General features: G+C 74.7%; 21 protein-coding genes. 15 read left to right on the top strand and 6 right to left on the bottom strand.

The genetic code is table 11. The features are described from left to right. Positions 1–10: 10 nt before the first annotated feature. The 3 genes from Ae331Ps2_RS25585 to Ae331Ps2_RS25575 form a co-directional block, all read right to left on the bottom strand. The gene (locus Ae331Ps2_RS25585) at positions 11–664 is read right to left on the bottom strand and encodes a hypothetical protein (RefSeq protein WP_075306008.1); all 654 of its coding nucleotides are present in this window, start codon (positions 662–664) and stop codon (positions 11–13) included. 279 nt (positions 665–943) lie between these two features. Then, positions 944–1,522 (bottom strand): molybdenum cofactor biosysynthesis protein, encoded by a 579-nt coding sequence (locus Ae331Ps2_RS25580; protein WP_075306010.1) that lies wholly within the window; start codon positions 1,520–1,522, stop codon positions 944–946. Continuing rightward, positions 1,522–2,670, bottom strand: a complete 1,149-nt coding sequence (locus Ae331Ps2_RS25575; protein ID WP_075306012.1) for an alpha/beta hydrolase — start codon at positions 2,668–2,670, stop codon at positions 1,522–1,524. The genes Ae331Ps2_RS25580 and Ae331Ps2_RS25575 overlap by 1 nt, the downstream gene beginning before the upstream one ends. Before the next feature lie 142 nt (positions 2,671–2,812). Here Ae331Ps2_RS25575 and ruvC point away from each other — a divergent pair, with 142 nt between their 5' ends. The 8 genes from ruvC to Ae331Ps2_RS25535 all read left to right on the top strand — a co-directional run bounded on the left by ruvC (position 2,813) and on the right by Ae331Ps2_RS25535 (position 12,024). Then, positions 2,813–3,463: a crossover junction endodeoxyribonuclease RuvC gene (gene ruvC, locus Ae331Ps2_RS25570; protein WP_075306014.1), complete on the top strand. Its 651-nt coding sequence runs from the start codon at positions 2,813–2,815 to the stop codon at positions 3,461–3,463. 101 nt (positions 3,464–3,564) lie between these two features. Beyond that, the gene (gene ruvA, locus Ae331Ps2_RS25565) at positions 3,565–4,170 is read left to right on the top strand and encodes a Holliday junction branch migration protein RuvA (protein WP_075329803.1); all 606 of its coding nucleotides are present in this window, start codon (positions 3,565–3,567) and stop codon (positions 4,168–4,170) included. Between the two features lie 50 nt (positions 4,171–4,220). Then, positions 4,221–5,240: a Holliday junction branch migration DNA helicase RuvB gene (gene ruvB / locus Ae331Ps2_RS25560; protein ID WP_170917155.1), complete on the top strand. Its 1,020-nt coding sequence runs from the start codon at positions 4,221–4,223 to the stop codon at positions 5,238–5,240. A 352-nt stretch (positions 5,241–5,592) separates the two neighbouring features. Further along, positions 5,593–5,967 carry a preprotein translocase subunit YajC gene (yajC, locus tag Ae331Ps2_RS25555; RefSeq protein ID WP_075306020.1) on the top strand — a complete coding sequence of 125 codons (375 nt, stop codon included), beginning with the start codon at positions 5,593–5,595 and terminating at the stop codon, positions 5,965–5,967. 152 nt (positions 5,968–6,119) lie between these two features. Then, positions 6,120–7,865: a protein translocase subunit SecD gene (gene secD / locus Ae331Ps2_RS25550; protein ID WP_083695981.1), complete on the top strand. Its 1,746-nt coding sequence runs from the start codon at positions 6,120–6,122 to the stop codon at positions 7,863–7,865. Then, entirely contained in the window at positions 7,862–9,040 is a 1,179-nt protein-coding gene (secF, locus tag Ae331Ps2_RS25545; protein WP_075306022.1) for a protein translocase subunit SecF, read from the top strand. The genes secD and secF overlap by 4 nt, the downstream gene beginning before the upstream one ends. Before the next feature lie 38 nt (positions 9,041–9,078). Next, a complete protein-coding gene (locus Ae331Ps2_RS25540; protein WP_075311697.1) occupies positions 9,079–9,612 on the top strand; it encodes an adenine phosphoribosyltransferase in 534 nt (177 codons plus the stop codon). A gap of 123 nt (positions 9,613–9,735) precedes the next feature. Beyond that, on the top strand, positions 9,736–12,024 hold the full coding sequence (locus tag Ae331Ps2_RS25535; RefSeq protein ID WP_139319000.1) for a bifunctional (p)ppGpp synthetase/guanosine-3',5'-bis(diphosphate) 3'-pyrophosphohydrolase: 2,289 nt from the start codon (positions 9,736–9,738) through the stop codon (positions 12,022–12,024). Positions 12,025–12,063: 39 nt separating this feature from the next. Here the strand turns inward: Ae331Ps2_RS25535 and Ae331Ps2_RS25530 are convergent, their stop codons facing one another. Then, a complete protein-coding gene (locus Ae331Ps2_RS25530) occupies positions 12,064–12,909 on the bottom strand; it encodes a peptidylprolyl isomerase (protein ID WP_075306025.1) in 846 nt (281 codons plus the stop codon). 133 nt (positions 12,910–13,042) lie between these two features. Here Ae331Ps2_RS25530 and hisS point away from each other — a divergent pair, with 133 nt between their 5' ends. Together hisS and Ae331Ps2_RS25520 are read left to right on the top strand one after the other, a co-directional pair. Next, a complete protein-coding gene (gene hisS / locus Ae331Ps2_RS25525) occupies positions 13,043–14,344 on the top strand; it encodes a histidine--tRNA ligase (RefSeq protein WP_249265558.1) in 1,302 nt (433 codons plus the stop codon). Between the two features lie 8 nt (positions 14,345–14,352). Continuing rightward, on the top strand, positions 14,353–14,898 hold the full coding sequence (locus Ae331Ps2_RS25520) for a bifunctional 2-polyprenyl-6-hydroxyphenol methylase/3-demethylubiquinol 3-O-methyltransferase UbiG (protein ID WP_075306027.1): 546 nt from the start codon (positions 14,353–14,355) through the stop codon (positions 14,896–14,898). A gap of 14 nt (positions 14,899–14,912) precedes the next feature. Here the strand turns inward: Ae331Ps2_RS25520 and Ae331Ps2_RS25515 are convergent, their stop codons facing one another. Then, the gene (locus tag Ae331Ps2_RS25515; protein WP_075306029.1) at positions 14,913–16,334 is read right to left on the bottom strand and encodes an amidohydrolase family protein; all 1,422 of its coding nucleotides are present in this window, start codon (positions 16,332–16,334) and stop codon (positions 14,913–14,915) included. Between the two features lie 180 nt (positions 16,335–16,514). On the opposite strand from Ae331Ps2_RS25515, the gene Ae331Ps2_RS25510 reads away from it, so the two are divergent. From Ae331Ps2_RS25510 to Ae331Ps2_RS25495, 4 genes are all read left to right on the top strand, one after another. Further along, positions 16,515–17,324: an IclR family transcriptional regulator C-terminal domain-containing protein gene (locus tag Ae331Ps2_RS25510; RefSeq protein ID WP_075306031.1), complete on the top strand. Its 810-nt coding sequence runs from the start codon at positions 16,515–16,517 to the stop codon at positions 17,322–17,324. Between the two features lie 69 nt (positions 17,325–17,393). After that, the gene (locus Ae331Ps2_RS25505; RefSeq protein ID WP_369804839.1) at positions 17,394–18,548 is read left to right on the top strand and encodes a CaiB/BaiF CoA-transferase family protein; all 1,155 of its coding nucleotides are present in this window, start codon (positions 17,394–17,396) and stop codon (positions 18,546–18,548) included. Next, complete coding sequence (locus Ae331Ps2_RS25500; protein ID WP_075306033.1) at positions 18,545–19,342, top strand: citryl-CoA lyase; 798 nt, start codon at positions 18,545–18,547, stop codon at positions 19,340–19,342. The genes Ae331Ps2_RS25505 and Ae331Ps2_RS25500 overlap by 4 nt, the downstream gene beginning before the upstream one ends. Next, positions 19,339–20,208 (top strand): dioxygenase, encoded by an 870-nt coding sequence (locus Ae331Ps2_RS25495; protein ID WP_075306035.1) that lies wholly within the window; start codon positions 19,339–19,341, stop codon positions 20,206–20,208. The genes Ae331Ps2_RS25500 and Ae331Ps2_RS25495 overlap by 4 nt, the downstream gene beginning before the upstream one ends. Positions 20,209–20,211: 3 nt before the next feature. Here Ae331Ps2_RS25495 and Ae331Ps2_RS25490 read toward each other — a convergent pair whose 3' ends face one another. Then, positions 20,212–21,867 (bottom strand): YibE/F family protein, encoded by a 1,656-nt coding sequence (locus Ae331Ps2_RS25490; RefSeq protein ID WP_249265559.1) that lies wholly within the window; start codon positions 21,865–21,867, stop codon positions 20,212–20,214. Between the two features lie 109 nt (positions 21,868–21,976). Between Ae331Ps2_RS25490 and Ae331Ps2_RS25485 the strand changes: the two genes are divergently transcribed. Continuing rightward, positions 21,977–23,977: an intein-containing Rv2578c family radical SAM protein gene (locus Ae331Ps2_RS25485; protein WP_139318703.1), complete on the top strand. Its 2,001-nt coding sequence runs from the start codon at positions 21,977–21,979 to the stop codon at positions 23,975–23,977. Positions 23,978–23,985: the final 8 nt, after the last annotated feature.

Raw genomic sequence — 23,985 nt, 5'->3', positions numbered from 1 at the left:
CGCGCCCGGGTCAGCCGGCGACCGCTCCCCGGGTGGGCGCGGTGCCGGCTCCGGTGCCGTGTGCGGCTGCGGAGCGGTGGCGCAGATGTCCCGGCGCGAGGATGCGGCCGGCGCGGCCCAGCTCCGCGACGAGCTGCTCGACCGCGACGTCCTGACGGCGGGCCGCGGCGTGCAGGATCGCGCAGAGCCGCCCGACCGTGCCGGCCGTGCCCTCCGTGCCTGTGGTGCCGGCCGTGACGCCCGTGGTGGTGTCGGTCGTGCCACCGGCCGCGAGGCCGATCGGGGTGGCACGGGGGCCGGTGCGGCGTCGGGTGTCGCGCTCGTGGCGCAGCACCGCGGCCAGGTCGCGCCCGGCGGCGGCGAGGACGTCGGCGTCGTCGGTGTGGACCGCGACGACCGCGTCGGCGTCCCCGGCCGCGGCCACCGCGCGTTCCGCGGAACGCGACCATGCCCGCAGCGCACGCCGCCCGGCCAGCGACGGCGGAAGCTCCAGCCCGCCGGCCTCGGCATCGGCCAGGGCGACCAGCAGCTCCCCGATCAGGACGGCCCGGCGGGCCCAGGTCGCCCGGTCCCCGGGCAGACCCCGGTGCACGACGACGCCCGCCTGCGCGGGGACGGCCGGCGGCACGTCGGGGCGGCGGGGATGCGGGACCGGGGACGACATCGGCGTCACCTCCTGCGGTGCCGACGTCGGTAGGGTCGCAAACCCTCCTACCTGCTGTTACAGCGTGGCGGCGGACGGTGCGGGCCCCCCGCCGGACGGTCGGTGCCCGGCGTCCGGCGGTGCGGATCCCGGCAGCGCTGGCCTCGGTGGCGCTGCTCTCGACGTCGCGGATCCCCGCGGTGCTGCTCTCGGTGGTGCTGCTCTCGGTGGTGCGGATCCCCGTGGTGCGGATCCCCGTGGTGCGGATCCGTGTGGTGCGGATCCGTGCTGTGCGGGTCCCTACGGTGTGGATCCCCGCTGTGTGGATCCCTGCGGTGCGGCTGCCGCCGGTTCCAGGATCGTCAGCTCGGCGGGGGCGAGGCGGAGCACGCCGTCGTCGAGGGGCTCGCAGCGGACCCCGCCCCGGCCACGCAGCGCGGCCCACGCGCCGTCGCCGATCTCGGTGTCCATCCAGCGGCACGGCGCGGCGGCGCGGTGCGCGCGGAAGCGGACCGGGCCGTCGCCGGAGTCCAGGGCGAACAGCGCGCCGGTGCCGCCCCGGCCCGGTGCGGCGAGCGCGTCGACCGGGGCGCCGCGCAGCACGATGTTGCGCCGCGCCGCCCGCGGGGTCGCGGTGGCCTCGACGACGTCGCCGAGGACCGTGCGCAGGTGGTCCAGCGACTCCGCGGCCAGCAGCGTCACCGCGGCGCGGGCGTGCGCCGGGTGGCCGGCGTAGCGGTCGCCGACGATCCCGTGGCCGGCGCGTACCCGGACCTCGTCGCGCAGCGGCGGCTCCGGGTCGGGACGCGGCCCGTCGGCGGGCCTGCCCTCGTAGGCGTGCCGGGACGCGACCACCAGTGCGGTGATCTCGACCCGCATCAGTTCAGCCCGGTCAGGAAGCGGATCACGGCCTCCCGGGTCAGCTGCGCACCGGGACTGCCGAAGGGGCGGTCGAAGACGTGGTCGGCGTAGGGGACGGTGACCAGCCTGCCGTCGACCCCCGCGGAGCGGAGCTGCCGGTCGTAGGCGGCGACCCGGTCGGGCAGGACGTAGTGGTCCGCGGAGCCGAGCAGCAGCAGGGTCGGTGGGAGCCCGGGGCGCACCTGCTCGGCGGGGGAGAGCAGCCGCAGCAGGCCCGGCGCCTGGTCGGCGGTGCCGCCGAACAGGGTGCGCTGTAGGTCGGGGTCGACCAGCGTCAGGTCGACGGGCGGGTAGTAGGCGACCACGCCGACCGGCGGCGGGCCGGGCGTCGGCGGTGGGGCGTCGGCCGGGCCGGTGCCGCCGTACGCGGCGGGTGCCTCGGAGCACGCCAGCGTCCCGTCGAGCAGTCCGGAGGTGACCGACAGCGCCAGCGTCGCCCCGGCGGACTGCCCGCCCAGGACCAGCCGCGCGGGGTCCAGACCCGCCTCGCCCGCGTGCGCGCGGACCCAGTCGACGGCGCACGCGACGTCGCGCTGCTGGTCGCGGCCGACGGGCTCGGGTGGCGGCAGCCGGTAGTCCACCGCGGCGACCGCCCAGCCGCGCTCGGCGAGCCACCGATTCAGCGCGGTGCGGTCGCTGCGGTCCCCTCTGGTCCACGACCCGCCGTGCACCCACACCATCGTCGGGTGCGGACCCGCGCCGGTCGGCAGGTAGAGGTCCAGCGTGCGGCCGGGGGCGAACTCCACCGACCGGTCGGGCTTCCCGTCGGGCTGGCCCAGCTCGGTCAGCGCCGCCGTCCAGTCCAGCGGGACGCCCTGCTCGGACGCGGCCCGGCCCTGCGCGGCCAGCACCGTGACCGACCCGACGACCGCCGCCAGGGCGAGCACCGCCGTCGCGACGCCGGTGAACCGTGCGCCCGCGGCCCGCGCGGCCAGCCCGAACAGGATCCCCAGCACCCCGGCGAGGGCGACGTGCAGCGGGTACGCCCCGGACAGGAACGACCCCGCGAGCCCGATCGCCGGGGTCTCGGGGCGGAACGTCCCCACCAGCACGACCAGCAGCAGCGCGGCCCACACCCACGCGAGGACCCGGAGGAACGACGTCACCTGCGCACCCTGTCATCCCGGGCGTCACCCCGGTCCGCCCGGCCCGGTCCGGACCCGCCGGTCCGGCGTGCCCGCCCGGACGGGACCGTCCCGACCGGTACGGTTCTCGAACGGCTGTGCGGTCCGAGGCGAGGGGGACGCGGTGCGGGTGCTCGGGGTCGACCCCGGACTGACGCGGTGCGGCATCGGCGTCGTCGAGGCCGGTGCGGGCCGGACCGTCGGGTTCGTCGACGTCGGCGTCGCCCGCAGTGAGCCGGCCCTGCCGCTGGAACGGCGGCTGCTCGCCGTCGCCGACGAGGTGGAGCGCTGGGTGGCCCGGCACCGACCCGACGTGATCGCCGTCGAGCGGGTGTTCAGCCAGAACAACGTCCGCACCGTGATGGGCACCGCGCAGGTCAGCGGCGTCGTCGCGCTCGTCGCGGCCCGGGCGGGGCTGCCGGTCGCCTTCCACACCCCCAGCGAGGTGAAGGCCGCCGTCACCGGGGAGGGCCGCGCGGGCAAGGCGCAGGTCACCGCGATGGTCACCCGGCTCCTCGGCCTGGACGCACCCCCGAAGCCCGCCGACGCCGCCGACGCGCTCGCGCTCGCCATCTGCCACTGCTGGCGCTCACCGATGATCGACCGGATGGCGCAGGCCCAGGCCCGCGCCGAGGAGCTGGCCGCGGTGCACCGTGCCCGGCTCGCCGAGGCCCAGCGCGAGCGCGGCGGCGCCCGGCCCGGTGCCGCCGAGCAGTGGGCCGCGGCCCGCGCGGCCGCCGACGCCCGCTCGACCGGCGGGTGGCGCGCGCGCTGATCCCTCTCGCCCGGTGGTGGCGTGGTGTCGCGTGCGGTCCGGTCGGTGCGGCCCGGTAGCGTCGGTGCTCGAACGGTCGTTCGTCGGAAGGGGACCTGTCAGTGATCCACTCGGTGCGCGGTCCGGTGCTGGAGATCGGGCTGGACCACGCGGTCATCGAGGTGGGTGGGGTCGGGCTCGCGGTGTACGCCACCCCCGCCACGCTGGGCGGGCTGCGTCGCGGGGACGAGGCCCGGCTGCCGACCACGTTGGTGGTGCGCGAGGACTCGCTGACCCTCTACGGGTTCGCCGACGCCGAGGAACGCGAGCTGTTCCTGCTGCTGCAGACGGTGTCCGGGATCGGGACGCGGCTCGCGCTCGCCACGATCGCGGTGCTGGAGCCGGACACGCTGCGCCGCGCGCTGGCCGACGGCGACCTGGCCGTGCTCACCCGCATCCCGGGCGTCGGGCGCAAGAGCGCCGAACGCCTGGTCGTGGAGCTGCGCGACAAGGTGACCGCGCCGGCCGCGGTGCCCGCGGGCGCCGTCGCGGCCGCACCGGCCCCGATGCTCGGGGTGCGCGACCAGGTCGTCGAGGCGCTGCTCGGGCTCGGCTTCACCCAGCGCCCGGCCGAGCAGGCCGTCGACGCGGTCCTGGCCCACGCCCCCGACACCGACGCCCGGGACCTGCTGCGCACCGCGCTGTCGAGCCTGGGCCGGTCGCGGTGACCGACCCCGACCCCTATGCCGGGGTCGACGGCCGGCTCGACGAGCGCGCCGTGGACGCCGGGGTCCAGCCGGGGGACACCGACGTCGAGGCGTCGCTGCGGCCCCGCTCGCTGGCCGAGTTCGTCGGCCAGCCCCGGGTCCGCGAGCAGCTGCAGCTGGTGCTGGAGGGCGCCCGTCGCCGCGGCGACCCGCCGGACCACATCCTGCTGTCCGGCCCGCCCGGGCTCGGCAAGACCAGCCTCGCCATGATCATCGCCCAGGAGATGGGGGCCGCGATCCGGCTGACCTCCGGCCCGGCGCTGGAGCGTGCCGGGGACCTCGCCGCGATGCTGTCCAACCTCGTGCCCGGCGACGTGCTGTTCATCGACGAGATCCACCGCACCGCCCGGCCCGCCGAGGAGATGCTCTACCTCGCGATGGAGGACTTCCGGGTCGACGTCGTCGTCGGCAAGGGCCCTGGTGCCACCTCGATCCCGCTGGAGGTCGCGCCGTTCACCCTGGTCGGGGCCACGACGCGGGCCGGCTCGCTGACCGGTCCGCTGCGCGACCGGTTCGGGTTCACCGGGCAGATGGAGTTCTACGACGTCCCCGAGCTGGAGCTCGTGCTCCGCCGTGCCGCCGGGATCCTCGGCATCGACCTGCGCCCCGACGGCGGGGCTGAGATCGCCGGTCGCTGCCGCGGCACCCCCCGGGTGGCGAACCGGCTGCTGCGCCGGGTCCGCGACTACGCCGAGGTCCGCGCGGACGGGGTCGTCACCCGGGAGGTCGCCCGCGACGCGCTGGCCGTCTACGACGTCGACGAGCTTGGCCTCGACCGCCTCGACCGCGCGGTGCTCGGCGCGCTGGTCCGCTCCTTCCACGGCGGCCCGGTCGGGGTGTCGACCCTCGCCGTCGCGGTCGGGGAGGAGCCCGGGACCGTCGAGGAGGTCTGCGAGCCCTACCTGGTGCGGGCCGGGATGATCGCCCGCACCCCGCGCGGGCGGGTCGCGACCCCGCTGGCCTGGACCCACCTCGGGCTGACCCCGCCCGCGGACGCGCCTGCCGGACACCGGATCGACCCGCTGTTCTGACCCGGCGCGCCGCCGGGGCGCCGGAGCGCACGACCGGTCGCACATGGGAGGATCCGGACGGACCGAACGGATCGGGCAGCGCCCGGCCGGGACGACGGGCACCCTGGTGCCCGCACACCGCGCGGAGCCCTCCGGACACCGCGTGCCCCGACCGGCGACCCGGACCGGGACGTCGGAACGATCCGGGCGTGCGACTCGTTCCGGGGCAGGTCGGACAGTCGACAGCTCCCGGACGACGCCGTTCGGCCCGCCGCACTGCGACGAGCGGTCCGCCACCGGGAGGGGGCAGGCCGTCGGTGTCGGTCCCGGCTGGCACACTCACGATTACGAGACGAGACGGAGACCCCGCACGATGACATCAATTCTCGCCCAGCAGGCCGGTGGCGGCTCGAGCATCTTCTCACTGCTGCCGTTCCTCATCATCCTGCTGCTGTTCGTGCCGTTGTTCCTCAACGGCCGCAAGCAGCGCAGGCAGATGGCGGAGACGCAGGCGATGCAGCAGGCGCTGGAGGACGGCGACGTCGTCGTCACCACGTCCGGGCTGCGGGGCACCATCGTCGACGCCTCGTACGAGGACACGATCGACCTCGAGATCGCCGACGGCGTGGTCACCACCTGGCTGCGTGCGGCGATCCGGGAGAAGGTCACGACCGAGGAGGCGACGGAGGAGACCGTCGCCGAGTCGGCCGACAAGGACGCGTCGGAGAACAAGCCGACCATCCACTGAGCACGTCGGGAACGGGCCGGACGGCCCGTTCCGGCGGCCTCGGCGTCCGTACCGGGCCCGGCCGCGGCTCTGCCGCACCGGCCCGGTGGGACGGCGACCGACCGTGAGGCAGGCCGCGGCCGCCGCACGAGTCGGATCAGGAGAACGATCACGTGGCAACGTCGTCGGGGCAGCAGCACGTGCGCCCCTGGCGCTACCTGACGGCCTTCGCAGGCATCGTCGTGGTGCTGTACGCACTGGTGTTCCTCACCGGGGGCGGCAACCTCACGCCGAAGCTGGGCATCGACCTGCAGGGTGGCACCCGCGTCACGCTCACCGCGCGCACCACCGACGGGCAGCCACCGCCGCGTGACCAGCTGGTCCAGGCGCAGGACATCATCGAGCAGCGCGTCAACGGGCTCGGTGTCAGCGGCGCCGAGGTCCAGCTGGACGGCAGCAACATCGTCATCACCGTCCCCGGTGACGCCGGCGAGCAGGCCCGCTCCCTGGGGCAGACCGCGCAGCTGCGTTTCCGCGAGGTGCTGCAGGGCCCGGTCCCGGCGAACCAGGCCGCCGGCGGGCAGCCCGCACCGGGCCAGGGCGCGCAGACCGGTCAGGCCCCGGCGAGCCCGGCCCCCGCGAGCCCTGCCCCTGCGCAGCCGCAGGGGATGGGCGAGCAGAGCCGCCCCGTCGCCCCGGTCGCGCAGGTCTCGCCGCTGCAGGACCCGCCGCCGACGCCCGCGCCGTCCCCCGCACCGGGCCCTGGTGGGCTCGCCCCGGACGACCCGCGGGTCGCCGCCGAGGTCACGAAGCTCCGTGAGACCCGGCAGAGCACCGACCAGGCCACCCAGCTGCAGGCGCTGCTGACCCTGGACTGCAACGCCCCCGACCCGCTGCAGGGCTACGACGACCCGACGAAGCCGCTGGTCGCGTGCAGCGAGGACAAGCAGAACAAGTACCTGCTCGGCCCCTCCTTCCTGGAGGGCACCGAGATCGCCTCGGCCCAGGCCCAGCAGAACCCGCAGGGCGCAGGCTGGGTGGTCTCGCTGACCTTCAAGCCGCAGGGCGCCGACACCTGGGGGCAGTACACGACGAACAACGTCGGCAAGAACGTGGCGTTCGTGCTCGACGGCGACGTCGTCTCGGCCCCCACGATCAACCAGCCGATCTACGGGCAGACCCAGATCTCCGGGCAGTTCAACCAGGAGCGGGCCCAGCAGCTCGCCCAGGTGCTGCGCTACGGCTCGCTGCCGCTGTCGTTCGACTCCGGGAACGCCCAGACCGTCTCGGCCACCCTGGGGCTCGCCTCGCTGGAGGCCGGGCTGCTCGCCGGCGCCGTCGGACTGGCCCTGGTGTTCGCCTACTGCCTGTTCTACTACCGGCTGCTCGGCATCCTGACGATCCTGTCGCTGGCCCTGTCCGGCCTGGTCGTCTACGCGGTGCTGATCCTGCTCGGGCGCTGGATCGGGTTCACCCTCGACCTCGCCGGCGTCGCCGGGTTCATCATCGCCATCGGCATCACCGCCGACTCGTTCGTCATCTTCTTCGAGCGGCTCAAGGACGAGATGCGGGAGGGCCGCACGTTCCGCTCGGCCGTCCCGCGGTCCTGGGAGCGGGCGCGGCGCACGATCCTCACCGCCGACGCCGTCAGCTTCCTCGCCGCCGCGGTGCTCTACATCCTGGCCGTCGGCGAGGTCCGCGGCTTCGCGTTCACTCTGGGCATGTCCACGATCCTCGACCTCGTCGTCGTGTTCCTCGTGACGTTCCCGCTGGTCGTGCTCATCTCCCGGTCGAAGTCGCTGGGCAGGCCCGGGCTGTCCGGGCTCGCGGCCGTCGACCGGATCGGGCAGCGGCACCGCCGTGAGAAGCCGGCCGTCGGCAGGCGCGCGGCCACCACCGGGAAGGGAGCGGGCGCATGACGAACCCCGAGTCGATGTCGGGCTGGACCCGGCTCACCACCGGCACCGCGAACGTCGACATCATCGGCCGCCGGAAGACCTGGTACATCGGGTTCGGCGTGCTCATCGCGATCTGCCTGCTGTCGCTGGTCTTCCGGGGCTTCAACCTCGGGATCGACTTCACCGGCGGCTCCCAGATCCAGATGCCCGCCACCGGGGCGAACGGCGCGATCAGCACCCAGCAGGTCGACCGGGTCTACGAGAGCGTGATCGGCTCCGCGCCCGAGGTCACCCAGTCCGTCGGGTCCGGCGACGCCGCGTCGATCGTGCTGCAGTCCGAGCCGCTGACCTCCGAGCAGCTCGTGCCGCTGCGCGAGGCGCTGTTCACCCAGCTGCAGCCGCTCGGCGCGGACGGCACCCCCAGCGCCGCCTCGATCAGCGACTCGCAGGTCTCGGGCACCTGGGGCGGCGAGGTCACGACACAGGCGCTGATCGCGCTCGCCGTGTTCATCGTGCTGGTCACGCTGTTCCTGGCGTTCTACTTCGAGCGGGCGATGGCGGCCGCCGCGCTGGTGGCTCTGATCAACGACATCGTCGTCACCGCGGGCGTGTACTCGATCATCGGTCTGGAGGTCACCCCGGCCACGGTGATCGGGCTGCTCACCATCCTCGGGTTCTCCCTGTACGACACCGTCGTGGTGTTCGACAAGGTCCGGGAGAACTCCCGCGGACTGCTCAAGCTGACCCGGCGCACCTACGCCGAGGCCGCGAACCTCGCGCTGAACCAGACGCTCATGCGGTCGATGAACACCTCGCTGATCGCGATCCTGCCGGTGCTCGGCCTGCTCGTGATCGGCGTCGGGCTGCTCGGCGTCGGCACCCTGGCCGACCTGGCCCTGGTCCAGCTGGTCGGCATGATCTCCGGTGTCGTCTCCTCGTTGCTGCTGGCCACCCCCGTGCTGGTGGACATCAAGCTGCGCGACAAGCGGGTCCGGGACCAGGCCGCCCGGGTCGAGGCCCGGCGTGCCCGCGCGGCCGGCCGCGGCGGGACGGACTCCGGGCCCGACACCGGGCCCGACTCCGACGTCGACGGCGGCCCGGCCACCGACACCCTCGCCGCCGTGAGCTCCTCCGCACCCGCCGCCCCGCGGCCCGGCGCCCGCCCGACCGGCAAGACCGGACGGCGTCGCGGGTGAGCGGGGCACAGGTCGACGGCATCCGGGTCGGGCCCGGCATCAGCGGCGACTCCGCAGAGGACCTGCTCCTGGTCGCCGAGCTGGTCCGCTCGGTTCCCGACTACCCGCAGCCCGGCGTGCTGTTCCGGGACATCACCCCGGTGCTGGCGGACGGGGAGTCCTTCGCGACCGTCACCACCGAGCTGGCCGCGGGCGCCGGCCAGGCGGACCTCGTCGTCGGGGTGGAGGCGCGCGGGTTCCTGCTCGGCGCCGCCGTCGCGCTCGTCGCCGGGGTCGGGACCGTACCGGTCCGCAAGGCGGGCAAGCTGCCCGCGGTCGCCGCGTCGCGCAGCTACGACCTGGAGTACGGCAGCGCCACCCTGGAGCTGCCGGCCGGCGTCGTCGAGCCGGGGGCCCGGGTCTACGTGGTCGACGACGTGCTCGCCACCGGTGGCACCGCCACCGCGGCCTGCGCGCTGCTCACCGACGTCGGGGCCGAGGTCGTCGGGTTCGGCACGCTGCTGGAACTGAGCGCGCTGAACGGCCGGGCGAAGCTCGGTGACCTGCGGATCGACGCCCTGCTGAACGCCTGACGACGACGCGGGCCCGAACGCGGACTATCCTCGGGTGGCGGGGACCTCCCCGCCACCCGAGCACGAGCAGGAGGTGCGGTGACCGAGGTCGACCGGACGAGCACCCACCCGGCCACGCGGCCGCTGTCGCCTGCCGACGACGAGCCGCCACGCCCGTCCGCGACCCGCCGGGTCCGCGCCCGGATCGCCCGGCGGATGACCCCGCAGCGCGTCGCCATCGTGACCCCGGTGCTGGAGCCGCTCGCCGCGGTCCACCGGTCGCTGCACCCCAAGGCCGACCTGGTGCTGCTGCAGCGTGCCTACGACGTCGCCGAGGACAAGCACGACGGGCAGACCCGCAAGTCCGGGGACCCCTACATCACCCACCCGCTCGCCGTCGCCACGATCCTGGCCGAGCTGGGCATGGACACCACGACGCTGGTCGCGGCGCTGCTGCACGACACCGTGGAGGACGCCGACTACTCCCTGGAACGGCTGCGCGCCGACTTCGGCGACGAGGTCGCGCACCTGGTCGACGGGGTCACCAAGCTCGACAAGGTCGAGTTCGGCACCGCCGCCGAGGCCGAGACGATCCGCAAGATGGTCGTCGCGATGGCGCGGGACCCGCGGGTGCTGGTCATCAAGCTGTCCGACCGGCTGCACAACATGCGCACGATGCGCTTCCTGCGCCCGGAGAAGCAGGTCAAGAAGGCGAACGAGACCCTCGAGGTGTTCGCCCCGCTCGCGCACCGGCTCGGCATGGCCACGGTGAAGCTGGAGCTCGAGGACCTGTCCTTCGCGATCCTGCAGCCGAAGAAGTACCAGGAGATCGTGCGGCTGGTCGCCGACCGGGCGCCCTCGCGCGACACCTACCTGCGCCAGGTCATCGACGAGGTGTCCGCCCAGCTGGACTCCGCGCGGATCCCGGCGAAGGTCGAGGGCAGGCCGAAGCACTACTACTCGATCTACCGCAAGATGATCGTCAAGGGCCGCGACTTCGACGACATCCACGACCTCGTCGGGGTCCGGGTGCTCGTCGACGAGGTGCGCGACTGCTACGCCGCGATCGGCATGGTGCACGCGCTGTGGCAGCCGATGCCCGGCCGTTTCAAGGACTACATCGCCCAGCCCCGGTTCGGGGTCTACCAGTCGCTGCACACCACGGTGATCGGACCGGACGGCAAGCCCCTCGAGGTGCAGATCCGCACCCACGCCATGCACCGCACCGCCGAGTACGGCATCGCCGCGCACTGGCGGTACAAGGAGGTCAAGGGCGGCGGCAACAAGGAGGTCGAGGTCGAGGAGATGGCGTGGATGCGCCAGCTGCTCGACTGGCAGCGCGAGGCCGCCGACCCCGGCGAGTTCCTCGACTCGCTGCGCTTCGACCTCGCCGCGCGGGAGATCTTCGTCTTCACCCCGAAGGGCGACGTCGTCACCCTGCCGACCGGCTCCACCCCGATCGACCTGGCCTACGCCGTGCACACCGAGGTCGGGCACCGCTGCATCGGGTCCCGGGTCAACGGCAAGCTCGTCGCGCTGGAGCGCCAGCTGTCCTCCGGCGACGTCGTCGAGATCTTCACCTCGAAGGCCGAGGACGCCGGGCCGAGCCGGGACTGGCTGCAGATCGCGAAGTCCCCGCGGGCCAAGGCCAAGATCAAGCAGTGGTTCGCGAAGGAACGTCGCGAGGAGGCCGTCGAGGAGGGCAAGGAGGCGATCACCCGGGAGGCGCGCCGCACCGGGATGCCGCTGCAGCGGCTCATCTCCGCCGACGCGATGTCCGCGCTCGCCCGGGAGATGCACTACTCCGACGTCTCCGCGCTCTACGCCGCCGTCGGCGAGCACCAGGCCAGCGCCCAGCACGTCGTGCAGCGCCTCGTGGCCTGGTTCGGCGGCGAGGAGGAGGCCGAGGAGGAGCTCGCCGAGCGGGCGACGCCGTCGACGGTCCGCCACCGCCGCCCGTCGGGCAACGCGGGTGTCGTCGTCACCGGCGCCGACGGCCAGTCCCTCGGTGACCTCTACGTCAAGCTCGCCCGCTGCTGCACCCCGGTGCCCGGCGACGAGATCCTCGGGTTCGTCACCCGCGGCGGCGGGATCAGCGTGCACCGCACCGACTGCACCAACGCCGGCGACCTCACCGCCCGCGAGGAGCGCCTGGTCGACGTGACCTGGTCGGTGTCGCCGGAGTCGGTGTTCCTGGTCGCCATCCAGGTCGAGGCGCTCGACCGGCACCGGCTGCTGTCCGACGTCACGAAGGTCCTGGCCGACGAGAAGGTCAACATCCTCTCGGCGACGACGACCACGTCGCGCGACCGGGTCGCGATCTCCCGGTTCTCCTTCGAGATGGGGGACCCGAAGCACCTCGGGCACCTGCTGCACGCGGTGCGCAACATCGAGGGCGTCTACGACGTCTACCGCGTCACCAGCGCGGCCTGACCCCGGCCCACCCCACGCGGGGGCGGGCCGGGGCGCCGGTCAGCCGAGGGTGGTGCGCTGGATCTCGACCGGGATGCTCGGCAGGCCGTCGCCGGAGCCGACGGACTCGCCGCCCTTGGCGACCTTGTCCAGGGTCGCGAGCCCCGCGGTGCCGATCGAGCCGAACACGGTGTAGTTCGGGGGCAGCTGGGCGTCGCCGTAGATCATGAAGAACTGGCTGCCGTTGGTGTTCGGCCCGGCATTGGCCATCGCCAGCAGGCCGCGGCCGTAGGTGAGGCCGGGGAACACCTCGTCGGCGAAGGAGTAGCCGGGGCCGCCGCGGCCGGAGCCGGACGGGTCGCCGCACTGCAGCACCTGCAGGCCAGGGCTGGTGGTGAGCCGGTGGCAGGAGGTCCCGTCGAAGTAGCCCTGCTGCGCGAGGCTCGCGAAGCTCTTGACCGTGCACGGCGCGAGGGCGCGGTCCAGCGTCAGGTCGATCGGGCCGGCGCTGGTCTGCAGGTCCGCGGTCACCGTCCCCTGCGCCGGGGTGGCGCCGGCGGCCGGCGGGTTCACCGGCTTCGCGGCGGGCTCGGGAGCCCGGGGGTAGGTGCAGTCGACCGAGGCCGGCAGGGCCGTCGGGCGCTTCGGCAGGGGGACGGTCGGCAGCCCGGAGGTGTCCGGGCCGTCACCGGCGGGCGGGGCGGCGGCCGGGGTGGCGTCGTCGGGGCCGCCCCAGGCCGAGGTCAGCGCGTAGATCCCGACCGCGGCCAGCACGACGACCAGCACGGTCACCACGGCCGCGATCGTCGTGTTCCGCTTGCGCTTCTGCTCGCGCTCGGCCCGGCGGGCCTGCTGCGCCTCCAGCTTGCGCTTGGCCGCCTCCCGGCGCTGCTCGTTCGTCGCCACGTCCCGCCAACTCCCTGACTTGATCATCCGTACGCGCGGTGAGGGTATCGGGGCGACCTGGGGAGAAAGCTGAGAGACACCGGTTCTAGGCTGGGAGGACCGATCTGATCCCCGGAGAGGACGTGCAACCACCGTGACCGCCACCGAGCCGCAGGTGAGCCGGGCCCGCAGGCCCGAGCCGTTCGCCGCGCCGAAGGGCATCCCCGAGTACCTCCCGCCGTCCTCGGCCGGGTTCGTGCACGTGCGGGACACCCTCGCCGCCGCCGCCGAGCGCGCCGGGTACGGCCACATCGAGCTGCCGGTGTTCGAGGACACCGGCCTCTACGCCCGCGGGGTGGGGGAGTCCACCGACGTCGTCTCCAAGGAGATGTACACCTTCGCCGACCGCGGCGACCGCTCGGTGACGCTGCGCCCCGAGGGCACCGCGGGCGTCGTCCGCTCGGTGATCGAGCACAACCTCGACAAGCAGGGGCTGCCGGTCAAGCTGCGCTACGCCGGACCCTTCTTCCGCTACGAGCGTCCCCAGGCCGGCCGCTACCGGCAGCTCCAGCAGGTCGGCGTCGAGGCGATCGGGGTGGACGACGCAGGCCTGGACGCCGAGGTCATCGCGATCGCCGACGAGGGGTTCAAGGCCCTCGGCCTGACCGGCTACCGCCTGGAGATCACCTCCCTCGGCGACGCCGAGTGCCGCCCCGCCTACCGCGCACTGCTGCAGGAGTTCCTGGCCGGGCTCGACCTCGACGAGGCGACCCGGGCCCGGGCGGAGATCAACCCGCTGCGGGTGCTCGACGACAAGCGCCCCGAGATCCGCGCCGCGATGGCCGACGCGCCGCTGCTGATGGACCACCTGTCCGACGCCGCCGCCGACCACCACGCCCGCGTGCTGGCCCACCTCGACGACCTCGGCGTCGCCTTCACGCCGAACCCGCGCATGGTCAGGGGCCTGGACTACTACACCAAGACGACCTTCGAGTTCGTCCACGACGGCCTCGGCGCGCAGTCCGGCATCGGCGGTGGCGGCCGCTACGACGGTCTCATGGCGACCCTCGGCGGACCGGAGCTGTCCGGCGTCGGGTTCGGCATCGGCGTCGACCGCACGCTGCTCGCCTGCCGCGCCGAGGGCGTCGCGCCCTGGTCGGACGCGCGGGTCGAGGTGTTCGGGGTGTCCCTCGGCGACGCCGCGCAGCGCCGCCTGGTCGTGATCGCCGCGCAGCTGCGGGCCCGGGGCCTGCGGGTCGACCTGGCCTACGGCGGCCGGGGACTCAAGGGCGCGATGAAGTCCGCCGACCGGTCCGGGGCGCGGTTCGCGCTGGTCCTGGGGGACCGGGACCTGGAGAACGGCACCGTCGGGCTCAAGGACCTCGTCTCCGGCGAGCAGCAGGACGTCCCGCTGGACGCGGTCACCGACGCCGTCGTGACCGCCCTGGCGGGCTGAGGCCCACCGTGGCCCGGACCGACCGGGACCGGTGGGACGCGAAGCACCGCGCCCTCGGCACCGGCACCCCCGCCCCGCCGGACGCCCTGCGCGAGCACCTCGACCTGCTCCCGTCGTCCGGCCGGGCGCTGGACGTGGCCTGCGGGCGGGGGAGCGTCGCGGTGTGGCTGGCCGGGCGCGGGCTCGACGTCGTCGCCGTCGACGTGTCGCCGGCCGCGCTCGCCGCGGGAGCCGAGCTCGTCACCCGCGAGCAGCCGCCCGGTCGCGTGCGCTGGGTGGAGGCCGACCTCGACGCCGGGTTCCCGGCCGAGGACGACCGCTACGACCTCGTCGTGTGCCAGCGCTTCCGCGACCCGGCGCTCTACCCGGCGATGGCCGCGGCGCTCGCCCCGGGAGGGCTGCTGGTGATCACGGTCCTGTCCGAGGTCGGCGACACGGGCGGGGCGTTCCGGGCGGCGCCGGGGGAGCTCACCGCGGCGTTCGCCGGCCTCGAGGTCCTCGCCCACCGCGAGGGCAACGGCGAGGCGCACCTCGTCGCCCGCGCCCCCGCCTGAACGGGCGCCGCCGCTCAGCCGCCGTGCGTCGCCGCGCTGCGGTAGTCGGTGTAGGTGTAGGGGTTGTCGAGGACCTTGGTCTCCGGGATCTCCGGGTTCATCCCCGCCTGCCACGCCTGCTCGCCCATCGTCGCGCGCAGGTGCTCCACGGTCGCGGTGACCGCTGCGCGGGCGGCGGGCAGGTCGACGTCGACGAGACGCCCGTCGCGCTTCACCACGCGCCCGTCAACCAGGACCGTGTGCACGTCCCCGCGCTGGGCCTGGAACGCGACGTGGCCGTGCGGGTGCAGCACCGGGAACGACACCGGTGAGTGGTCGTTGCGCAGCAGCACCAGGTCGGCCTTCTTCCCGACCTCGACCGAGCCCAGGTCCGACTCGCGCCCGATCGCGCGGGCCCCGCCGCGGGTGGCCCACTCGACGACCTGCTCGGCCCGCAGCGACGAGTGGGTGACGGTGTCCCCGCGCCCGTGCGCCTCCAGGTGCTCGCGGGACCGGTCGGCGCCCAGCGTGGTGCGCATCGCCGAGAACAGGTCCGCGCTCCACCACATCGACGAGTCCATCGACAGCGACACCGGGATGCCGTGCTCGCGCAGCGCCCAGGTGGGCGGGTAGCCCTGACCGGCGCTCTGCTCGCTCTCGGTGGACACCGACACCGAGCCGCCGGTCGCGGCGATCCGGTGGTAGGAGTCCGCGGACAGCGACGCGGCGTGCACGTAGACGGTGTCCGGGCCGGCGAAGCCGTGCTCGTGCATGAGCCGGACGCCGTCGTCGTTGGTGGCGCCCCACACCCCGGCGTGGGTGGTGACGCCGACGCCGAGCTCGCGGGCCACCTCGAACGCGGGACGCTCGGGGAACGCCGGGTCGCCGGTGACGTCGAAGGCCAGCTGGAAGCCCAGCATGTCGTCGCCGGGGGTGATGCGCCGCGACACGAACTCCGCGAACCCGGGGTCGGCGGTCCAGTTCGCGGGGGCGTCGTGGATGTTGCCGTAGGCGAGCACGAACCGGCCCGCGGTGGAGGTCAGGGCGTCGACGGCGGCGTCGGCGTGCTGCGGGGTCTGCAGCCCGTGCGACCAGTCGACCGTGGTGGTGACGCCCGCGTCGAGGGCCTCCAGCGCCGCGAGCAGGTTGCCCGCGTGGATGTCCTCCGGACGGAAGACCTTCCCCCACTCCAGGTAGTTCCACACGAAGTACTGGGTCAGCGTCCAGTCGGCGCCGTAGCCGCGCAGCGAGGTCTGCCACATGTGCCGGTGGGTGTCGATCATGCCGGGCATCACGATGCCGCCGGCCGCCTCGATCTCCTCGGTGCCCTCGGGAACCGCCAGCCCGACGCCGACGGCGGCGATCCGGTCGCCGGTCACCAGGACGTCGTGGCCGGACAGGACCGTCCGGCTCGCATCGACGGTCAGGACGGTCGTGTTGCGGAAGACGACGCTCATCGGCGCACCCCTCGATCTGCCGGACAGACGTCCGCTGAACGGACACCGTGGAACGGCGGTCACTGTCGCGCACGCTGGTTGTGCTGTCAACGTCCGGGCTGTCACCGTCCGGGCCGCCGTCGTCGTGCGGTCGGTCGCGGTGTGTCCGCAGGGCGGACGCGAGGCGCTACCGTGACGCCCATGCCACGCGACGGGACCGGCCCGGACTTCATCGAGGCGCTCGCCCGCGGCCTGGAGGTGATCACCGCGTTCCGGCCCGGCCGGCCGGAGATGACCCTGGCCGACCTCGCCGCGGCGACCGGGCTCGCCCGGCCGACCGTGCGCCGGGTGCTGCTCACCCTGGCCGAGCTCGGCTACGTCCGCGCCTGCGAGCGCGGGTACACCCTCACGCCGCGGGTGCTCGACCTCGGCGTCGCCTACGTCCGCTCCACCGGGCTGTGGGACGTCGCCCGCCCGCACCTGGAGCGCCTGGTCGGGCGCACGCACGAGTCGTGCTCGATCGCCCAGCTCGACGGCAGCGACATCGTCTATGTCGCGCGGGTCGCGGTGCCCAAGATCGTCGCACTGTCGGTCCAGATCGGGACCCGGTTCCCGGCGGCGTCGACCTCGCTGGGGAAGGTGCAGCTCGCCGCGCTCGCCCCGGACGAGCTGGAACGCGTGCTGGCCGAGCCGTCGCGGTCCGGGCTGACCCCGCGCAGCGCCCCCACTCCGGCCGAGCGCGACGCGGAGCTGCGCGAGGTCCGCGCCCGCGGCTGGGCGCTCACCGACGAGCAGCTGGCGCCCGGAATCCGCTCGGTCGCCGCCCCCCTGCGCGATGGCGAGGGCCGGGTGATCGCCGGGGTCAACGTCAACTGCCACGCCGCGGAGACCTCGCTGGAGACCCTCCTCGAACACCACCTGCCGCTGCTGCTGCAGACCGCGGGCGACATCAGCGCCGACTTCGCCCGGCTCGCCACCGCCCCGCACGTGACCGTGTCCGCCCCGGCTTGACCTCCCGGCCCGGACGGGGCCACGATCGTCTGGCGGACAGGCGTCCGCACAGCGATCACTTCGGAGGAAATGATGGCGGAAGCTGGAACCGGCGGGCCGCTCGAGGGCATCCTCGTGGCCGACTTCTCGCGCATCCTGGCCGGGCCGTACGCGACGATGCTGCTGGCCGACATGGGCGCCGACGTCGTCAAGGTCGAGGGTCCGGCCGGCGACGACACCCGGACGTGGATGCCGCCCGAGCGCGATGGGGAGTCCACCTACTACCTGGGCATCAACCGCGGGAAGCGCTCCATCGCGCTGGACCTGCGCGACGAGACCGACCTCGCCGCCGCCCGCGAGCTCGCGCGGCGGGCCGACGTCGTCATCGAGAACCTGCGCCCCGGCGGGATGACCCGCTTCGGGCTGGACTTCGACGCCGTCGCCGCGACCAACCCGGGCGTCGTCTACGCCTCGATCTCCGGGTTCGGCTCCGGCGCGGGCGCGCACGTGCCGGGCTACGACCTCATGGTCCAGGCGATGTCCGGGCTCATGAGCCTCACCGGCGATCCGGACGGGCCGCCGTACCGGGCGGGCATCTCGGTGTTCGACGTGATGGCCGGCAACCACGCCGCGATCGGGATCCTGGCCGCGCTGCGCCACCGCGACCGCACCGGCACCGGCCAGCACGTCGAGGTCAACCTGCTCTCCTCGGCGCTCACCGGGCTGGTCAACCACAGCTCCGCCTGGGTCGCCGGGGACACCGTGCCGTACCGGATGGGCAACGCCCACCCGTCGGTCTTTCCCTACGAGCCGATGCCGACCGCCGACGACGACCTCATCGTCGCTGCCGGCAACGACGCCCAGTTCCGCAAGCTCTGCGTCGTGCTCGGGGTCGGAGACCTCGCCGACGACCCCCGCTTCGCCCGCAACGCCGACCGCACCGTGCACCGCGAGGCGCTGCGCCCGCTGCTGGAGGAGCGGCTCGCGACCCGCGGCGCCGTCGAGTGGTTCGAGCTGCTCACCGAGGCCGGCGTGCCGTCGGGCCCCATCCAGACCATCGACGGCGGCTTCGCCATGGCGGAGCGGTTCGGCCTCGACCCCGTCGTCACCGTCGGGGAGGGGGAGCGGGCGGTGCCCACCACGCGCCACCCGGTCCGCTTCTCCGCCACCCCTGCCGTCTACCGGCTCCCCCCGCCGCAGCTCGACGAGCACGGCGCCGACCTGCGGAAGTGGCTCGACTCATGACCTACCCCACCGCCCTGGGTGCCTCGTCGAAGGACGCCATCACCCTGCTCGGCCACGACCTCGCCGAGGACGTGATGGGCACCGTCGGGTTCGGTGAGCTCGCGTTCTGGCTCGCCACCCAGCGCCGCCCGACCCCCGGTGAGCCCCGGGTGTTCGAGGCCGTCCTCGCCGCCCTCGCCGACCACGGGTTCACCCCGACCGCGATCGTCACGCGGCTCACCCACCTGTCCGCGCCGGACTCGGTGCAGGGCGCGCTCGCCGCCGGCCTGCTCGGTGGCGGCTCGCGCTTCCTCGGCGTCACCGAGGACTGCGGCCGGTTCCTGCACGACCACCTGCCCACCGAGCGCCCCACCGACGACGACGGCTGGGACGCCGTCGCGCTCGACGTCGTCACCGCGCAGCGGGCCGCGAAGCGGTTCGTCCCCGGCCTCGGCCACCACGTCCACAAGGACGGCGACCCCCGCACCCCGCGGCTGTTCGCCATCGCGGAACAGGAGGGGCTGCTCGGCCCGCACCTGCGCCTGTTCGCCGCGATCGACCGGGTGCACCCGCAGGTGCTGGGCCGGACGCTGCCGCTCAACGGCGCAGGGGTCTGCGGCGCGGCACTGGCCGACCTCGGGCTGCCGCTGGAGCTGCTGCGCGGCTTCGCGCTGCTCGCCCGGACCGCCGGTCTGATCGGTCAGCTCGCGGAGGAGCTGCGCCACCCCGTCGCGAACGACATCTTCCTGTCCGTGGACCTGCACAACCGGTCCGTCGACCCCGACCCGTACCAGCCCGAGGGAGACCTGCGATGACGCAGCCCACCACCGTCACCGAGGACACGATCACCGACGCCGCCGTCGCGCGCTGGGCGACCGCGCACGACCCGCGCACCGCCGAGCTGATGACCGCCCTGGTGCGCCACCTGCACGACTTCGCCCGCGAGACCCACCTCACCGAGGACGAGTGGATGGCCGCCGTGCGCTGGCTGACCGCCACCGGGCAGATCTCCGACGACAAGCGCGAGGAGTTCATCCTCGCCTCCGACGTGCTCGGGCTGTCCATGCTCGTCGTCCAGCAGAACCACCGCCTCGACCCGGCCGCCACCCCGGCGACCGTGCTGGGCCCGTTCCACATCGACGGCTCCCCGGAGAAGGACTTCGGCGCCGACATGTCCGACGGGCTGCCCGGCGACCTGCTGTTCGTGCACGGCACCGTCCGCTCGCTCGACGGCACCGGCGTCCCCGGCGCCGTGCTCGACGTGTGGCAGTCCGACGCCGACGGCACCTACGAGGCCCAGCTCGACGTCGACGAGGCCCGGCTGCGCGCGAAGTACACGACCGACGCCGACGGCCGCTACTGCGTGCGCACCATCGCCCCGCTCGGCTACGCCATCCCGATGGACGGCCCGGTCGGCGACTTGATCTCGCGCACCGACATCAGCCCGATGCGGCCCGCGCACATCCACTTCCTGCTCGCCGTGCCCGGCTACGCACCGCTGATCACCCACCTGTTCCGGGAGGGCACCGAGTACCTCGACTCCGACGTCGTGTTCGGTGTGAAGCGCGAGCTCGTCGTGGCGTTCGACCGCCACGAGCCCGGCCCCACGCCGGACGGCGGGCACAGCGACACCCCCTGGTACGAGGCCCGCTACGACTTCGTGCTCCAGCCCGCCGGGTGAGACTCAGCGCCGCCCGACGACCAGCGCGGCCAGCCCGGTCGTCACCGGGACGGCGGCGACCAGACCGATGCTGCCCACCAGCGTCCGCACGATCTCGGTCGCCACGTCCTGGCTGGTCAGCACCTGCGTCACCCCGCCGGCGGCGACGGTGAACAACAGCAGCAGCGGCAGCGCCGCCCCGGCGTAGGCCAGCACCAGGGTGTTCACCGCGGACGCGACGTGGTCGCGGCCGATCCGCATCCCGGCGGCGAACAGCTCGCCCACGCTCATCCCCGGGTTCGCCGCGCCCAGCTCCCACACCGCGGACGCCTGGGTGACGGTGACGTCGTCCAGCGCCCCGAGCGCGCCGATCACCAGCCCGGCCAGCACCAGGCCGCGGGGGTCGATCGGTACGCCGGGGCCGAGCGTGCCGATCAGGGTGGCGGTGGTGTCGTCGAGCCCGGTGAGCCGGGAGGTGACGGTGAACAAGTAGCCGAGCAGCCCGATCAGGGCGAGCGAGGCCAGTGTGCCGAGCACCGCGCACGACGTCCGCGCGGTGAACCCGTGGGTCAGGTACAGCACCACGAACATGATCAGGCAGGCGCCGGTGACCGCGACCGCGAGCGGGGAGCCACCGGACAGGATCGCCGGCAGCACGAACCACAGCAGGATCACGAAGCTCAGCGCCAGGCTGACCAGCGCCGCGAACCCGCGCAGCCGTCCCAGCACGACGACGGCCAGGGCGAACGCCGCCGCCAGCCACCCCAGCGGGGCGCCGCGCTGGAAGTCGACGAGCTGGTAGGAGCCCGCGTCGTCGGGGTTGGCGCCCGACCACGACAGGGTGACCGGGTCGCCCACCGCGAACCGCGGTGTCGACGGCTCGTTCGGCACCAGCTGCACCAGGTCCCGTCCGGCACGGGGCCCGTCGGACAGCGCGACCGTCACCCCGGTGCAGCGACGGTCCCCGGCGCCGGGGGAGCAGTCCGCGACCTGCACCGTGGTGACGGTGCCGTGCACCTGCTGGGTGGGCGGGATCTCCGGGACCGGGGTCGCCCCCGGCCACAGCAGGGCCACCCCGGCGAGCGTCGCGAGCACGCACGGCACGAGCAGCGCGACGAGCAGCCGCCGCACCCGTCGTCCGGCCGGGGACGCGGCGCCGTGCCCGTGGCCGTGGCCGTGTCCCTGCTCGTGTCCCTGGCCGTGTGCCGCGCTGGGTCCCTCTCGGTGTCCCGCGCTGTGTCCGTCTCGGTGTCCTTCCCCGAGTCCCGCGCCGTGGTCGTGCCCGGTGGCGGGCGGTGCCGGCGCGCCGGTCGTGGTGCCGGGCCCCGCCGCGCCGGGGCAGTCGCCCCAGCCGCCCGGGTGCCCGGCGCGGGGGATCGGACCGGTCTCGGCGCTGTCGTCGGTGCTGTTGTCGGTGCCGCCGGTGGGGCCCGGCGCGGCACGTCCTGCCGGTGCGGGGGAGGCGCCGTTCTCCTCGCGGGACGGACGGCGCGGGGCGGGTGGCCGGGTGCCCGGTGTCCGCCGGGCCCGGTGCTGCGCCGGTTCTGCCGGGAACAGGTGCCCGCCGGAGGCGCCCGGTGCCCGGTCCTCGGCGCGCCGCCGTCCCCCCGTCCGCGGAGCGGTGGGCCGGCCGCCGTCGGGGGCGGACGGGTCGCGCGGGACGGGCGGGGGCGGGGGCACCTCCGCATCCTTGCAAACGATCTTCGGCCTGCGGGGTGCCGTTCGCCCGGACGCGACCGCCCGGCGACGACCGGTTGTCCGTCGTTCGAACTTGTGTTCGACTGGAGCGGTGCGATGGGACGGACAGCAGGTCGGGGCGGACGGGGTCGGACACGCGACGGCGCTGCCGGGGATGCGGGGGTTGCTGCACTCGGTGCGCACCCCCGGGTTCGCGGACACGGTGTTCCACGAGGTCGAGGCGCGCTCGGTGCTCAACCGGGTGCCGTCGTCGTCGCCGGTGCCGTTCGGGTGGACGGTCAACCCCTACCGCGGCTGCTCGCACGCCTGCACCTACTGCCTCGTCCCGGACACCCCGGTGCTCACCGCCGACGGCCGGTCCCGGCCCATCGGGGAGCTGCGCCCGGGTGACGAGGTGGTCGGCACCCTCGCCGACGGCGGCGGGCGGCGCCGGTTCGTCCGCACCCCGGTGCTCGCGCGCTGGTCGACCCGGCGCCGGGCGCAGGAGGTGACCCTCGACGACGGCACGGTGCTCGTCACCTCCGCCGAACACCGTTTCCTCACCACCACCGGCTGGGCACACGTGCGCCCGGGGCGCTGCCGTTCCTCGGCGGACCGGCCGCACCTGACACCGGGGACGGCACTGGTCGGGCCCGGTGCGGCCGCGGTCCCGGGCGGGCCCCGGCCCGAGGGGTACGCCGAGGGCTGGCTCTGCGGGCTGGTCCGGGCCGACGCGGTGCGCGGGCGGGTGCGGGCCGAGCCGTTCCCGACCGGCTGGGTGGAGCTGGAGGCGCTCGCCCGCGCCCACCACCTGCTGACCGCGCGGCCGGTGCCCGTGGCCGCCGGGATGCTCGCGGCGCCCGCACCGTCGCCGACGGCCTGGCCGCACCGGCCCGCCCGTGGCTGGTCGGCCGGCTTCGTCGGCGGGATCGTCGACGCCTGCGGTGAGGTCTCCGCCGGGGTGTTGCGGATCGTGCCCGGCGAGGAGACGCTCGCCCGCGCCTGCGTCGACGCGCTGCGGCGGCTCGGGTTCCGGGTGGCCTCGGAGCCGTCGGCCCGGCCCGGGGTGCGGGCGCTGCGGGTGCTGGGCGGGGTCGCCGAGCAGCTGCGGCTGGTCGCGGTGACCGACCCGGCCGTGGCCCGGATGCGTGACGTCGGCGGAGCCCGCGTCGAGGAGCCGCCCGGGGGAGCGCCGCGGGTGGTGTCGATCCGCGACACCGGCACCCTGCGTCCGATGGTCGACATCACCACCGGCACCGGTGACTTCGTCGCCGCCGGGGTGGTCAGCCACAACTGCTTCGCCCGCAACACCCACACCTACCTGGACCTGGACGCCGGCGCGGACTTCGACTCCCAGATCGTGGTCAAGGTGAACGTCGCCCGGGTGCTGGAGCGGGAGCTGGCCCGGCCGTCGTGGCGGCGCGAGCACGTCGCGATGGGCACCAACACCGACCCCTACCAACGGGCGGAGGGCCGCTACCGGCTGATGCCGGGGGTGATCGGCGCACTGGCCCGCTCCGGCACGCCGTTCTCCGTCCTGACCAAGGGCACCGTGCTGGGCCGGGACCTGCCGCAGCTCGCGGCCGCGAACGCCGATGTGCGCGTCGGCACCGGGGTGTCGATCGCGCTGCTGGACCGGGAGCTGCAGTCGCACCTGGAGCCGGGCACGCCGAGCCCGTGGGCCCGGCTCGACCTCGTCCGCCGGATCACCGACGCGGGCCTGCCCTGCGGGGTCATGGTGGCCCCGGTGCTGCCGTGGCTGACCGACTCCACCGAGGCCCTCGACGCACTGCTGGGCGAGATCGCCGCCGCCGGGGCGAGCCGGGCCACGGTCCTCGCGCTGCACCTGCGCCCCGGGACCCGGGAGTGGTTCCTGGCCTGGCTGGGGCGGACCCACCCCGCGCTGCTGCCGCGCTACGCGCGGCTCTACCGCGGCGGGGCCTACGCCACACCGGACTACCGCAGGGCCCTGGCCCGGCGGGTCTCCCCGCTGCTGGCCCGGCACGGCCTGGACCGGCCCGAACCGAACCCGCGGGACCCGGGGTGGACCCGGCAGCCGGTCGCGCCGGTGCGGCCACCGGACCCGGACGCGGGGCAGCTGAGCCTGCTGTGAGGCGGCGC

This window comes from Pseudonocardia sp. Ae331_Ps2 (genome assembly GCF_001932405.1).
In the GTDB taxonomy this organism is placed as follows: domain Bacteria; phylum Actinomycetota; class Actinomycetes; order Mycobacteriales; family Pseudonocardiaceae; genus Pseudonocardia.
Note: the sequence above shows the minus strand (reverse complement) of the source record. Positions and strands in the feature narration are given on the sequence as shown.